Origin of the sequence: Prochlorococcus sp. MIT 1327, assembly GCF_047304785.1 — a bacterium.
Taxonomy (GTDB): domain Bacteria; phylum Cyanobacteriota; class Cyanobacteriia; order PCC-6307; family Cyanobiaceae; genus Prochlorococcus; species Prochlorococcus marinus_D.
Window position 1 is genome coordinate 1336421 of the sequence record NZ_CP138972.1, and the last position, 14119, is coordinate 1350539.

Sequence of the window (14119 nt, forward strand, 5' to 3'; positions counted from 1 at the left end):
AACAAAACCCATAGCTATCAACATTTCTGTCGTTCCTTGCCTTCGCAATAGCGCCCTCATCAAGGCCTATTGAATGATTGGTTGAAACAGACCACCTCTTTTGAAGGTCAGTAGCAAAGCATCGAGGCAAACCGCTCAAGGGGCCTGAATCGGTTTCACAGAAATTCCATCAACAAGATCTGAACATGGATGGTGGATTTCGAGATCTACACCCGAATTATGGGCAGCATCAAGGGGACTCAAACTCACCACTAGCCGTGCTCCACAGCGACCTTGACCTGGCAGTGATCAGTTTAGTGATCTTCGCCTATTGCCTGCTTTCAAGACGATTGTCCAGGACAGCAGTCTCTGGACCACTGGTCTTTGTTGCGCTGGGCTTAGTTCTTGGCCCTGCCAACCTGGGCTGGCTCAACATCTCATTGGATTCAGCACTGCTAAGGCGTCTGGCAGAGATCACATTGGGTCTCGTGTTGTTTACCGATGCAGCAGCATTGGACTGGACAGTGCTCCGCAACAGTGCCCGCCTGCCAATGCGTCTGCTGCTGCTCGGACTGCCACTCAGCATTCTGATGGGTTTCGTGGTGGCCCGATTGATATTGCCTGAACTAAGCCTGATTGAAGCAGCCCTACTTGCTGTGGTGCTCGCTCCAACAGATGCGGCACTTGGCGAAGCGGTGACCACCAACCTCGAAGTACCAGAAGCTATCCGCGAAGACCTCAATGTTGAAAGTGGCCTCAATGACGGAATTTGTGTTCCTATGTTGTTGTGCTTTCTTGGTATATCAACTGGTCATCTTGACCAGATCAATGGACCGAAGGATGCATTGCAGAGCTTTGCCCAGCTGCTTGTCAGTGAAATAGGTCTCGGCCTCGTGATAGGAGCCTTTGTTGGATTATTGGGTAGTTGGTTAAGGGATCAGGCAGAACAACGCAAATGGATTGCTGAGGATTGGAGGCCTTTGATCACAGTGGCCCTGGCCCTGAGTGCCTACACCCTCGCCCAAACCCTTCATGGGAGCGGATTCATTTCCTGTTTCATCGCTGGTCTTTTTTATGGGATCTGCAGTCGCAAAGAACTCAAGGACGGTGAGATGGTGGCTTCCCTGGCAATGGGGGACATGTTGGCCCTACTGACCTGGGTTTTATTTGGCAGTGCCATGGTGCCGGATGCCTGGAGCCACATCACAGTCGCAAGTGTGGTCTATGGGGCTTTAAGCCTGACACTAGTGCGCGTTCTTCCCGTTGCCTTAGTAACCAGCGGCCTTGGACTTGATCACTGGACGAAACTCTTCGTTGGTTGGTTTGGGCCAAGAGGTTTAGCCAGCATTGTGTTTGTTGTGATGGTGGTAGACGCGGCGCTTCCAAGCGCACAAGCGATTCTTACCACCACAACGGTCACCATTGTTTTGAGTGTGATTGCCCATGGCATTACAGCTAACCGGTTTTCGATGTTCTACGGCCGTTGGGAAAGAAGCCATGCAGGCTGAAGTAAAGAAGACTGAGTTTATAAAGACTAAACAAAAAAGACGAAAGCCCAAAAGGACAAGCTAGTTAAATGAACGATATATTGAAATGAAAGTATCTACAGTAATGATGCTCAGGATTAGGGCTGGAGATGGTTGAATGACATGCCTGTCAATATCATTAGTGCTTGGAATTGTCAAAGATAATGAATGATAGAAATATGAGCCTATTGAGTGTTCTGCTGGAAGATGAATGAATTTAATTCTAGTAATAATTAATAGTTGATGCGACTTGCCTGACTAATGTCTAGCTAACACTTCTTAAGCCAAGGAACGGCCTTTCCAGGTCCAATCGCGTCCAGTCAGTGTTCTCCAAACTGAAGTTGGTCCAAGCAAGCCAATAAGGATGCCACCTGCACTCATCAACCACCAATTCGTTAATGGCACCTCGAATTTTTGACGTGTCCAAAGACGTAGAATGAATTGAAGTAATACACCAATTACTGAAAAAGTAAAGGCAATTAATAGTGCCCCATAAAAAGGGATCCAGAGCAGGCAAAATATGATCAGCAACAATACTAGCCAGGGGCCTGTGAACATCCAGAACACTAGTGCTGATGCTCCGATTGCTTTAACGATACTGCTATCTAGGCCAAGAAACCAATTCTTGCTCCAGCCTTCCCAAAGCGCAGGAAAATTGTCGTACATCCGCAATTGCAATGCATCTAACCCAAGCAGATAACGCAGTCGAAAGCCCCCGCTTTTCACTCTACGAGCTAGAGCCAGATCCTCTATCACCACCTCAGCCAGTGCACGATGACCACCAATCTCCTCATATGTTGATCGGCGAAATAACATAAATGGTCCAGCGGCAAATGCTGTTGATTCAGCTGGATCATTGGCGGCTTTAATCGGAAAACCTACAGCCAAAAGACAGGCCATGATCGGTTGCACCATCCATTCAGCAGAGCAGCTGCAGTTAATACGTGGTACCAGGCTCAGCAGATCTGCTTCTTCCTCAATTGCCTGATTCAGTGCACGCTTGAGGGTTTCTGGGTGAAGCTCCACATCTGCATCTACAAACAGCACCCAGGTGCTACTTACAAGCTCCATTGCACGTGAGCAGGCCCAGTTCTTGCCTACCCAACGCTGCGCCAAGGGTCTTGGTCCGGCGTTCAAAATTGTAAAGCGACCTTCCTCGAGCTTTAAGACTGAGGCAACAGCGCTTGCAACTTGAACGGTTTCATCAGTACTCCCGTCATCAACCAACAACACTCTCCAGTTATTGCAGGGTGGATCACTGGCCAAAATGCTGCTCAGGCACACCTTGATGTTGGTGGCCTCGTTATAAGCAGGAACAACCACTGTGAGCTCCGTTCTCTTGAGGGTTTCCCCCTTGCTAGTAGGTGGCTGCCCAGGCTGAAACTGCTTGGAATTTAAGGTTGGAGCATTTTGGAACACACGTACAAGACTGAACAGCAGCAGTAATAAGCCGAGTGCTGCTCCTGCAGCAAAGACAATCAAGATCCAAGTAAGGATCAACAAAATTGTTTCCCTAAAAAGTCCTTCTATCAAATCATCTCAAGGAGTAATCGCGGAAATCAGTTTCATAGGCATTTGCGGTGAAAGCTGGAATGACCAGTTAACTCTGTAATCAAAATCACAGGTCGCCATGAGCACAGTCACTAACTAACTGATAAAAGTCATGGATAATCATTGTATCAATGAAGTAATGATCATCATTTGGTCAAACCCATGACAACAAATAAATTCGAATTAGAGATCGAAAAGATCATCACACTCAGCATTGCGATTGGCTTTGTAACAACTGTTGCCACATCAGCTTTTACAGAAGTCAATGCGCAGTTGAATACCAACTCAAATACTGCAGGCCTTCCCTTTGAAAGACTGCATAACGAAGTTAAGGCGAGGAACTGAGATTGCCTTAATAAGACTTACTAATCCATGTTTGCTGATAGCTTTTATTTGCAAAAGCAAAATGCAATTTTCTAATATTAGGTGTATTTGCTCGTAAATTCTTTGTTGGTAATAATCAAAGCCGATTTTTTACGAGCTTGCCTATATGCCGATGTTTCTATGCATGCAAGTACAAGTAGGTGCCACAATGGCTGAGGTTCCTTTGCGCAGGATGTCCCGCATTGTCAGTCGAGAAGCCCATTGAGCCAAGCACTGTGATGCAGTTTCAGACCGAGAAATTGCGTAGAACAATCCAGGAGTGTCAGGATGTTGGCACCCTACGTGGCATCGCAATGCAATTGTTGCAACTTCACGAGAAAAAAAGCGCAATTGCAGAGTGGGCAACAAAAAAGGGAGTTGATGCTGAATGTCGAGCACTTGTGGCCGAGATGGGTAACAACAACAAGCTGGCCAACACTTTTCAAATAATACGAAGTGACGGCCAATCAGATGAGATCGCTGGTAGGTATTTTTCCAGCTATGACGATGCACATACTGTCTTGGAAAGATATTATGCTGATCTCAGCTGTTGCGATGAGGATGAGAGAGAATACTATGACATTGTTGAGGTAAATAGCTAAGGCATGATGCCTAAGCCAACACTTATCATTATTTCAAATGGAAGTATTTACCTAAAACAAGAAAGGAAATTCAGCATCGCATCTTCCTTGTTGATCTTATCAAAACTGAGAAGTAACTAAGGGGAAATGCTTGATGAAAAGCGGAAACAGCACTTTGTTTTAAGCGACAAACTAATTACTTCATTCTTGTTTATTCAGTCGATGTGAATGAAAAAAAAGATTCTGGAAATTAATTCACTATGCAGAAAGTTGACACACAAATCTAAATCCATACAGCTCAGTACTATCTTGTTGAATCAACAGATCTGAAAAGCCTTGTTAGGCCTATCTATGGTTTTTCACCAGGGCAAATCCCAGCCCATTCGACCAAATAGCCAAATTCCTAAGGTGACCTTGGCTCCAGTTGTTAAAAGCCACCAGCCCAAGAGCTGCTTTTTAGTAAAGCCAAACAGCATTTTGACAAGACCTTAGTCCTTACCATTCATAGCCCACCAAGGGGTCTGTTAGCTACCAGCTGTAGTGGTTAGTCAAAAAAGAGCCCCCAGCTGTCGGTCTGGAGGCCTGCATACCTTGCTCAATTCAAATCAAAACGCGCTCAATAGCCTTGCGCTCTCGTAAGTAATACTCATTGCTGTATCTCGAATCAGCTGGTTTGCAGGAGGAGAAACCAACCTCGCTTACTGGGATAGGTGAGGGCGGCCAGCTCTGGGCATGGTCCCAGTGATAATTGGGGAGGCTTGCCAACATACAAGATAAAAAAGAAGCTCAATCAATCGGCATCTGGTTCCGCTTTGATTCTGTAATAGCGATCAACGCCGAGCCATTTCCAAGTTGCTCTAGCTGACTTTGGCCCCATAAAGGCAGCCAAAAGAAGGATTGGTAAAGACACCCAGACAACACCTGCTTGAAACGTTAGCCAAATAAGCCATCCAACAAATACAAGTTGAAGCAGACCAAGGATGGTAAAAACTGTTCCTCTGGGGTAGCGGAAGCCTTTGTAGAGAAGAACTGTGCACATGCCAAGGGTGAATGCTGGGGGCATCGCCAAAGCGATGTTCTTCACCCAGAACTCAAGCAGAGACGTATCTCCATAGATGGGGATACCGCTCAATGAGGGGTTAGTGGCCAGTAGTGCTAGCAGGAATATGACGGTTAGACCTGCGGCGAGTTGACGACTCATGGCTTCGTTGGAACACCCCCTGGAGATAGCAGGTTCTGATGACACTCGCAGTGACTTGGTGGAAAACCAAGTCAAGCAATCCTGGCATCCACAAGTCCCGTACTGAGAAGTAGAAACAAGATGACTTGATGATTGCGAAAAAGCTTTGCAACAAAGCTGCAAACAGTTGAGAGGCGCTAGACAAGCTCAGACCACAAAAAAGCCCCGACGAGCGGGGCGAGGTCAAAGGGTTTTTCAGAAGTGATTGCCAAATGAATTACTTCTGGTACTCCTGTCCGCGATAGGTGAGCACAGGATGGGTCTGGGCTGCTTTCAGCTTGTTGTTTGCATAGACAGTGCGGCGGTATGTCAGTTCTACGAGTTGCTTGGGTGCAACTTCTTTGTGCTGGGCATACTGCTGGCCGCGATAAAGAAGCGTGGTCATGATTCAGAGTCCGAAATGACGTCCAAGTCCCCGTTCCATGGCTTGGCTCGAACTGCGCCCTGCAATGATCAGGGTGAACGTTTTGGTAGCTATCGCTACAAATCAATTATGCACTCTGCGCAGCAGGGTTGGTTGTTCATGCGGATACAAAATCCTGCATGGATGGCGCCTCTTCGCTTTGGATTACAACTGTGAAGCTGTTCTGGAAATCTAGATTCGGTCTGAATTCTCTCTAAAGCTGTCGTTACCGAAGAGACCATTCATGACTTTTATCGGGCCGTGGTCGCAACAAATCTTTACGGGTATGAATGAATGGGGGTAAGTATCCTTGCAGAACTTACAGCAAGTTTCGCTATTGATTTCTTGATCGAATGAGTGTTGGTCCTTAAAAGGGATCTAATCAGAGTGAATGAGAACTGGGCATATTTCAACCAAAGAATTAGTGACAAGATTCAACAGTAGAAATACTTGAAATCGTCAGTAAGGCAGCAGGCTCTGCTGGCCTCCCTCAGCGGGCCGGCATTCAGCTCAGTCCTAATGAACACCTCTCCTAAATGAGACGAGAAAAACTGAGAATCACAATAAAAAATCCCCTTGGTTTCCGGACCCAGGGGATTGGACGCCGTCCATGGCTAACTTCGCATCTGCTTGGGGAAGAAGCTGTAATCAAGGCACCAAGCGAACGTGCCGAATGTATCGATCATCCTGATCAGTATTCACTATTCCCCTGAGCTAGGTATTTATTTTCAAGTTTTGGGATTGCCAAAAGTCTAAATATCAAGAGTCATAAGCATAGTAACGTATAAATAAATTGAACAAACCAATAAAAAATGAGTACTGAACTGTGCACCCATAAAATGGAATGAAAGATCTAACGGTCGCTTTTCATGCATCAAATTTCAAAAGAAAGAAGAGGGGCGTTGGAGTGGATGGAATTACAGAAAGAAAAATATCAACAAGCGAATCAGGTTATTGTGACTATCAACATTCTCGTGCAAGTCTAACAAGGTTAATTTAACAGAAAATTGACTAGCCATTGGCACGAAAATCACTAGAATTCCTCAATAGAGTCAGCCAGTCATGACCTCGCCGCAAAGTCGAAGCTTGCTAAGCAAGTGTACTGATAATACTTGGCAGCTGCTGCGACGCACTCCACCAATGGTCTTTGCAACTGCTGTTTTCGTTTGCGGCATCGTCGCGGCATCTTCAATCTTAGTGAAGGGAATTCGCAGTAGTAATGACACAATTACTGTCACCGGAGCCAGTACGGAGCGGATTACGAGCGACTATGTCGATTGGTCTGTAAATGTTAAACAAACTGGGTACAACCAGCAGACTTCCTATAAGCTGCTAAAACCATCGTTAGAAAAAACGATTGTCTTTCTAAAAGCTAATGGGGTCAAGCCTGATGAGATAGAATTAGGAACTGTTAGGTCTAATAAAGATCAAGTTCGCAACCCAAAAACGGGAGAACTTCTATCAACAACTTGGACGACAACTCAAGCTGTTCTGATCGGAAGTTGGGATGTTAAAAAAATCCACATGATTTCAGGAAAGATCAGTGCCCTAATTGGTGAAGGGGTACCTCTTTCAATTAATCGACCCTCCTACACTTTTACAAAGCTTGCAGCCAAGCGAGTTGACATGCTCGCAAAAGCTACTCGTGATGCACGGAAACGTGCAAAGGCTATTGCCCAGGAAGCAGGCTCGAGTATTGGCGCAATTACCAACGCCGATACCGGCACATTCCAGATCACAGTGCCTAACTCTACACAAATGAGTAGTTATGGATCATACGACACCAGCACAATCAAAAAAGACATCACCGCGGTTATGGGGGTAACATTTAGGGTTGAATGAAGACTGAATAAGTCTATAGAGTTGAGGTTTTATCTTATTAATAATAATACGATTGCTGATTATACTAAAATGAGTAATTCCATGGATTGTGCTAATACATTGCCAGTGATTTTTTATTCTTTTTTATTGATAGCCTGATTCGAAATTAAGAGTCTTGTTTAAAGTTCTGTAATGCTTGAGCCAAAACAGTACATTGCGTGATCAGGATAGGGATTGTCAAGAATTTGATTGCATGCTTGCTAAATGATCCAGTACTAGCTAGTAAATATTAGCATCATTCGCAATGTTTTTTTTCTAATGATCTAGAATTGAAAAGAGAATCTATTCAATGCAGGGCAACCATTGCCAGCCAATTGCCAATAGTCTTGAACGATCGTCCTCAGCCTTCACCCCAGCCAGTTTCAGGGAATTTTATTGAATTCAATGCTAAAGATAATGCAATTACACAACAATATTGAGCAGGATGAATCAATCCCAATGATGATTGGGTGCATCATCAGTTACCTACACTGATGATGAGCATAACTACCTTATTGCTACGGCCATGACCCGCGAACGAGATCCCTTCCGCATCCCACGAGCAGGACTAGAGATCGCGGCGATTGCAGGCCTTACATCGATTGATATCAACCTCAATGGAGGAGCCATCAATGGTGGCGAAATCGTTGCTGAGTCAACGCTCGGCGGGATGGCCGTCTATGCCATCTACCAAACTCTTCTGAGCGGATTAAGAACCGAAGCATTGCGCAAACGGGGTGCGATCAGCCGCACCGTACAAATCCAAATGATAAGTACAACTGTCTGGGAATCCGTTAAACAGGGTGCCGCAGTCAGTGTCTTGTTGGGTGTATTGCTACTGGTGTTCCCTTGGTTGAGCCTCCCACTCTCAATCATGGGGATGGTCGGCATGGGTGTTGCCTCTATTGAATTGTTCAACGCGTTCTGGGATGGTCTTGATGCAATGCAGCGAGCTGAGCTTCATGCTGCATCAATGGAAGCCGGAGTGAATCTACGTCGCTTTCTGAATGGTGATCAGCCTGATGTTCAATTTTTTTAAATCAAACCGAGGACTTCTACGCAAGCTTTCATTTGTCTGGGCTTCTGCAAAAGCCTCACCCTCATGAACCTCCTGTCTAGACATCTCCAATGAAGGAAAGTTTGTTAGTCGCATTAATCTTTCGCTCACCGCCATATCTAGACCGCGACAGCCTGAACTTCTTCAGTACGAGTGATTTTTAAATAGAAGCAGACTAGTATCAATAAAAAAAGTCAAACTCAAGTAAAGATTGTCTTGTTTGCCCACTTTGTTATCTTTAATTGTTGCCAATTAGTGAGAGTATATTCCTGTTCTTATCCTTATGTCTACGATTCTTATCGCAAAGAATCCATATTATTGAAGAGGTTTGGAAAGTTTTGCTCGTCATTTCTTTGCCAATAACAACGTCTCATCAACTCTACTAAGAGTTTAGATCTCATGTGTGCAGTTCATGCTCAGTTCAAACGGTACACAACTGTTAGGTAGCTGTAGCAAATTTGAGCTCAAAGAGGCGATGTCATCAGGCTGAGTCATCGCCTCTTTGGGCAAAGACTTAACCCTGGCAGCCATATCGGTATTGACCCAACCTGGACAAATCGCTGTCACGCGGATGCCTTGCTCCCATCCTTCGTTACGCATGGTCTGACAAAGGCCCATCAGAGCAAACTTACTAACGGTGTAGCCAGCCAAGCGGCCCTTGGAGCGCTTGCCACTCATTGACACCAACACAATGATGCGCGCCTCAGCATGACATTCAAGCTGAGACCAAGCAGCGCGGCTGAGCATCCATGGGCCCATGACATTCACCTGCCAGAGCTGATCAATCTCATGCTGCTGGTTATCATTAAACCGTATGGGCGTGCGATGAAATATGCCTGCACAGTGAATTAAACTATCGAAGCCATTGAAATGAGCCAAGCTTGCCGATACCCAGCTTTCGGCAGCGTTAACGTCCTGAGCTTCATAGGGATGTAGGAACACTTGTTCGGAACCAGCGATTGCCGGGTCAAGTGAGCTGCCAATTAGGCATTTAGGGTCCCGTAGGCCAAGGCTAAGACGATGGCCATCAGCCAACATTCGTTCGGCAATTGCTCGGCCGATACCTCGACTGGCACCACTGATCAAGATGGTGCGCATCATTCCTGAATGGTCGTAAATCCAAAAACATTATTGCTGGGAGTTCTCGTGATGCTCATAACTCTGCAGAATCTGAAAACCTTTTGATGAAATCCCGCTCCACCCAGGCAATCAAAGCCCATGCAACGGAGCAAGCGGTCGCGGGGATCCATTGTTGTTTAATCAGGTCGATAAGCGCAAGTGTGCTTGCTGTGATGGCTAATGCCCGAAGTCCAAAACGTGACAATCGCAGAAGTTGGTTGTTCATTAGTTTCTCTTCTCCTTTAACAATACTGAGTAAAAAGCCAACTCAACTAGGGATTGATCAGCTGATCTGATTTTGAAAGGTTTTGATGCTGCCGGGAGTCGGCTAGATCAATCAATTCTAATGACTAAGAGTTTTAACTTTGAACCCAGAGTTAAGGGTTGAGTCAAAAGCGTCACTTTCCTCTAATGACGAGATGGCGAAATTCAACTTAAGAAGATCCTTACATGTAGTAACTCGATGCAGAATCAGAAATGATAAAAGTGCTACGTATGTTTATCGGCAAAAGAATCAAGAGCATCATATCGGAATCACACTAGTTCATTTTACCGAGGCTGAAAGTAGTGACAGTTTCACCTTAGCAACCAACAGTAACGGCAGAGAGGGGCAAAAAACAGACAGTGCAGATCAACATCAAAACCGAAGGATAGAAAGCCATCGTGAAACCAAGCGCTCGTCCTACCGCACCACGCCGATAGCCTGCAAAGAAGAGAACTCTCCCTAGTGCAAAAGACAATGCTGCTAGCGGTACGACAGACAACCATGCTGAGGGCATAACGAATGTCCAAGTGCCATAAACGAATGCTGCTAGGACAGACTGCTCAAGGGTATTTTGAAGAAGAGACTGGAGGAGGATGGCTCGATCAGAATCTGTTCTAAGACCTTTTTCATCAAGCTCGTCTGGGCTAAAGAAGCGATGCTTTGCAAGACGGCCAATCGAAAAAGTAAGGCAGAGAGCAAGAATGATTAGTGATTTAAACAGAACAGAACTTTTTTCTAAGAGTGTAAGATTGGAATGGAAATTAAACGGATTTAGCAAAATTCCGAAAATAATGATCCCTATCGAAATTGCTGTGCCAGTGAGCATTCTATGAAGGACACCACTCTGTTTAATTGAAAGTTCCATTGTTAGCTTCTAGTTCGTATGCATATTAGTGTCAACTCAATATATCTAGGATTCATGGCCCTGACCTGAAGAAATAATATAAAGCTAGTTCTTCAGGAGTAATTGAGAATCATCAGAATACTCACTCAAACTTGGCCCGAAGGTCGAAGTTGGATAGTGTTTGAAACGATCAATGAGTAAGAGGGAATCTGTTGGCTTTTGGAATAAGATTTAATCAATAATAGAATACTCATGTCCTAGATGTTTTACCAAAGAGCAGCAAGCTACTGGCTCGATTAAAGTCCAGGCCAGGTTTTTGCGACAGCCCTTGTCTTAATCTTTTAAAAGTTTTAACCTTTTAAGTGTTTGAAGCCTGGAGATTCGTTTCTTGCTAGAGCTGAAGCTGGCTTTAGAGACTTTCTTTTCTTAGTTAAGGGGTTATATTTCTCTATTCACTCTTGCGTAGAGGAGATTCCATGCTTGACGGCTGGTGATAATTAACTTCTGATAATCATTACCGTGTGTTCTCTTCTCTTGATTTCTAGGTTTAAGAAGAAGGGTTTTCTTTCTGGCTGAAAAGAATTTGATGTGAATTCATTTTCATCAGGATAGTTAGCCCGATCGATCTCGTGTTGAGATGCATCTTCTATCTTTAACTCTGATGGATGAATGCCAAGCACCATTGATTGTGAATTATCTGTCTGCTTGGCTGTCGAATCAACGCTTTGACCATTACTGCTATCGACTGTGAATGAAAATCCAAGCAGCCATTCGGCCAGGGCTATAACCAGAGCCATCGAATACACCAGGAGTAGGTGCAGAATCAAGAGCAGAGGTTGTAAGCCTAACCAAGCTGGACGAAGGAAGATTAGCAAGGGCTTGATAACCCTCGAGAAGCGTTGTATGGGCACTATCAAACCATTGACAAGCACAATGGCCAACTCGATAGGGTGTGGAGAGGATGGCATTACTCGTCGTCCCATTCAGGAAAATCTAGTTCTTCCAATGCATCGCTAGACCTAGAGAAGGATCCATAGACGATCAACAACCATTTAACATCACTCTCCGAGCTCGACAATCGAGATTGGTACTCAAAAAGAGGTTGCTACTTAAAAAGATCTGCTTGCTTCATCGCATGGACCGCTTCGACCTTCCTATAATGATCTGATCCGACTAGAAAATTGAATCCACATATTTTTAATTATCTGGACAATTTAAAGGGATACTTCTGGCAAATCAATGATGGAATTAATGCCAGTTGAGGAGGATCGGCTTGCCTGTCGATTAATCACTAAGATAGATTCTTGATATGATTCACTATAAAACAAAAGAAGAATTGATGTTAAGTCATAAGTTAGTGCTTTGTAAAACGCATTAGGCCCCAGCAAAGTCTTCCCTGACTCCCACCTTCAATCCAATGACCAAGGCCTGCATCCATGCGACTCAAATAATCCGTACTAATTACACTCGCAAGCTTTTGATGACGTCGACGTAGTTCCTCTCGAACCCGCGTGTAATGCCTCACAAGCATTTCTGTGCGTTCTTGCCATACATCTCTAGTCATCCCTGAAGCCTCTGCCCAGGTTCGGTAACGATCAGGAGATGCCAAATCTGATAGGTGGATACGATCAAGAATCGGTTGAAGGGCGTTGGCTTCGATGCCGTCGCATGCCATTGGATCTGTTAAGACAAATACACCCCCCGGCTTAAGAAGCCTTGACACTTCATTCATTACCTGGAGGCGATTACCGGAATGAAGTATGGCGTCTTGACTCCAAACCACATCTGCTATGCCATCGGGCAATGGCACTTCTTCGAATGATGCATCATGTACTTCGATGAGCTTGGCCAATCCAGCAGCATTGTTGAGATCTCTATGGCGCATATTCTCAACGGCAGAGATATTGACAGCATGCACATTGACCTGCCATTGCTTGGCGATACGTCGTGCCGCTCCGCCATACCCAGAGCCAAGGTCTACAACGCAACCTTTAGCTGGAGGTTGAGTTGCAAGCTCCATAAGTGCTTGCACGGTTCTCTCGCTCGCGGAAGCGATGGCTTGATCAGCAGTCTCGTATAGGCCGATATGGATGTCTTCACCTCCCCAAATCTCGGCATAAAACCGATCTGCATCGCTGCTGTCGTAATAAGTAGCAGCAACAGTTGATGATGAGGAATTCATGATTGATTAGGATTGTATTTTGCTGAAGTCTTTAATATCACGTATCAGCTTTGTTTAATGTCTGCTTTGTATTCCTTCTCAGCGACATGTACATAAAAATCTGGGTCTTGATGGCCAGGTAAATAATCTCCAAAAGATGTAATCTTCTGGAATCCAACTTCGGTCATAAGTCGGTTTACGTAGCTTTGCCTTAGGGGGAACATATTCAAGTGATAAGTGCTGCCATCACTGAAGGAATATTGAAAACGCGCTAAACCTTCATCAACATGCTCAGGGCTGACATTGACATCCTTCCCGCAATAAACATTTCCCTTCCCAGAACGTATCGCTACACCTTGATCGAGAAGTCGGTCATAGTTTCGGTGGTCAAGAATCAGGATTCCATTATGCTTAAGTACTGCGTAATATTCAGCTAGAGCCTTGCGTCGATCATGCTCTCGAAATAGGTGGGTAAAGGAATTGCCCAGACAGATCACAGCATCAAATTCGCCATGAATATCTCTATTTAGAAAGCGCCAATCAGCCTGAGCAGTGCGTAATAACTGACCATGATCACGAGCATTCTGAAAGGCCCTCGCCAACATATTAGGGCTTCCGTCTGCACTGATGACGTCAAACCCTTCCTTCAACAAACTAACCGAATGAAATCCCGTTCCGGTAGCAACGTCGAGCACGGAACGTGCGCCATGTTCACGAAGGATTCGAATATAAAAATCGCCTTCAGCTTCGGACCTCGCCTTCCAATCAATCAGACGATCCCATCTGTCTGTGAAATCCTCAACATATTCCTGCTGATAATGGTCTGTATCACGTACTTGTTCCGGTTTATCACCAAAGTTTTGCAGATCGTCTTGGCAGGGTTTTTGCGAATGTTGAGTCAAAGTCATGCAGATTCAAACTTCCCGAAGATTTTTTTGATGCGCCATATCTTTGAGGTCGGGAAAGGCCCGAATCAGCTAGAAAGGCATTGGTCTGAGCATGGCTGCGTTACAGCTTATGCAATTCCCATTCGCAATCATAGCGAATGATTCTATGGATGTCTGTTAATCAAAATCTAATGACATCACATCAGTTCCCTTAACGCCTAAAAATTCATCAAATCCCTTTGGCAATAAGTGCTTTCAGCCGATGATTCAAGATAGACAATTC

At 45.0% G+C, this 14119-nt stretch carries 15 protein-coding genes; 6 read left to right on the forward strand and 9 right to left on the reverse strand.

What is annotated here, in order from left to right; all coding sequences use genetic code 11:
• Positions 1-185 precede the first annotated feature (185 nt).
• The gene (locus SIB80_RS06530; RefSeq protein ID WP_236066077.1) at positions 186-1487 is read left to right on the forward strand and encodes a cation:proton antiporter; all 1302 of its coding nucleotides are present in this window, start codon (positions 186-188) and stop codon (positions 1485-1487) included.
• A gap of 297 nt (positions 1488-1784) precedes the next feature.
• Here the strand turns inward: SIB80_RS06530 and SIB80_RS06535 are convergent, their stop codons facing one another.
• The gene (locus SIB80_RS06535; protein WP_063420332.1) at positions 1785-3008 is read right to left on the reverse strand and encodes a glycosyltransferase; all 1224 of its coding nucleotides are present in this window, start codon (positions 3006-3008) and stop codon (positions 1785-1787) included.
• Between the two features lie 210 nt (positions 3009-3218).
• Between SIB80_RS06535 and SIB80_RS06540 the strand changes: the two genes are divergently transcribed.
• Together SIB80_RS06540 and SIB80_RS06545 are read left to right on the forward strand one after the other, a co-directional pair.
• Entirely contained in the window at positions 3219-3401 is a 183-nt protein-coding gene (locus tag SIB80_RS06540; RefSeq protein WP_063420086.1) for a hypothetical protein, read from the forward strand.
• A gap of 332 nt (positions 3402-3733) precedes the next feature.
• Positions 3734-4021 carry a hypothetical protein gene (locus SIB80_RS06545; protein WP_413351736.1) on the forward strand — a complete coding sequence of 96 codons (288 nt, stop codon included), beginning with the start codon at positions 3734-3736 and terminating at the stop codon, positions 4019-4021.
• Between the two features lie 769 nt (positions 4022-4790).
• Here the strand turns inward: SIB80_RS06545 and SIB80_RS06550 are convergent.
• Both SIB80_RS06550 and SIB80_RS06555 read right to left on the reverse strand, forming a co-directional pair.
• Complete coding sequence (locus SIB80_RS06550; protein WP_011129924.1) at positions 4791-5246, reverse strand: hypothetical protein; 456 nt, start codon at positions 5244-5246, stop codon at positions 4791-4793.
• A gap of 211 nt (positions 5247-5457) precedes the next feature.
• Positions 5458-5625, reverse strand: coding sequence for a DUF4278 domain-containing protein (locus SIB80_RS06555; protein WP_071818067.1), 168 nt, complete (start codon positions 5623-5625; stop codon positions 5458-5460).
• Between the two features lie 15 nt (positions 5626-5640).
• On the opposite strand from SIB80_RS06555, the gene SIB80_RS06560 reads away from it, so the two are divergent.
• The 3 genes from SIB80_RS06560 to SIB80_RS06570 all read left to right on the forward strand — a co-directional run bounded on the left by SIB80_RS06560 (position 5641) and on the right by SIB80_RS06570 (position 8542).
• On the forward strand, positions 5641-5820 hold the full coding sequence (locus SIB80_RS06560) for a hypothetical protein (protein ID WP_169189821.1): 180 nt from the start codon (positions 5641-5643) through the stop codon (positions 5818-5820).
• 885 nt (positions 5821-6705) lie between these two features.
• Positions 6706-7485, forward strand: a complete 780-nt coding sequence (locus SIB80_RS06565; RefSeq protein WP_063420088.1) for an SIMPL domain-containing protein — start codon at positions 6706-6708, stop codon at positions 7483-7485.
• A gap of 544 nt (positions 7486-8029) precedes the next feature.
• Positions 8030-8542 carry a hypothetical protein gene (locus tag SIB80_RS06570; protein WP_011129926.1) on the forward strand — a complete coding sequence of 171 codons (513 nt, stop codon included), beginning with the start codon at positions 8030-8032 and terminating at the stop codon, positions 8540-8542.
• A 408-nt stretch (positions 8543-8950) separates the two neighbouring features.
• Here SIB80_RS06570 and SIB80_RS06575 read toward each other — a convergent pair whose 3' ends face one another.
• From SIB80_RS06575 to SIB80_RS06600, 6 genes are all read right to left on the reverse strand, one after another.
• Positions 8951-9661, reverse strand: coding sequence for an SDR family NAD(P)-dependent oxidoreductase (locus SIB80_RS06575; RefSeq protein WP_063403859.1), 711 nt, complete (start codon positions 9659-9661; stop codon positions 8951-8953).
• 52 nt (positions 9662-9713) lie between these two features.
• Positions 9714-9905 (reverse strand): hypothetical protein, encoded by a 192-nt coding sequence (locus tag SIB80_RS06580; RefSeq protein ID WP_063403860.1) that lies wholly within the window; start codon positions 9903-9905, stop codon positions 9714-9716.
• Positions 9906-10260: 355 nt separating this feature from the next.
• On the reverse strand, positions 10261-10809 hold the full coding sequence (locus SIB80_RS06585; protein ID WP_063420090.1) for an MAPEG family protein: 549 nt from the start codon (positions 10807-10809) through the stop codon (positions 10261-10263).
• Between the two features lie 476 nt (positions 10810-11285).
• On the reverse strand, positions 11286-11720 hold the full coding sequence (locus SIB80_RS06590) for a hypothetical protein (protein WP_236066122.1): 435 nt from the start codon (positions 11718-11720) through the stop codon (positions 11286-11288).
• Positions 11721-12142: 422 nt separating this feature from the next.
• The gene (locus SIB80_RS06595; RefSeq protein WP_063420094.1) at positions 12143-12970 is read right to left on the reverse strand and encodes a methyltransferase domain-containing protein; all 828 of its coding nucleotides are present in this window, start codon (positions 12968-12970) and stop codon (positions 12143-12145) included.
• Between the two features lie 44 nt (positions 12971-13014).
• On the reverse strand, positions 13015-13857 hold the full coding sequence (locus SIB80_RS06600; protein WP_063420096.1) for a class I SAM-dependent methyltransferase: 843 nt from the start codon (positions 13855-13857) through the stop codon (positions 13015-13017).
• Between the last annotated feature and the right edge of the window lie 262 nt (positions 13858-14119).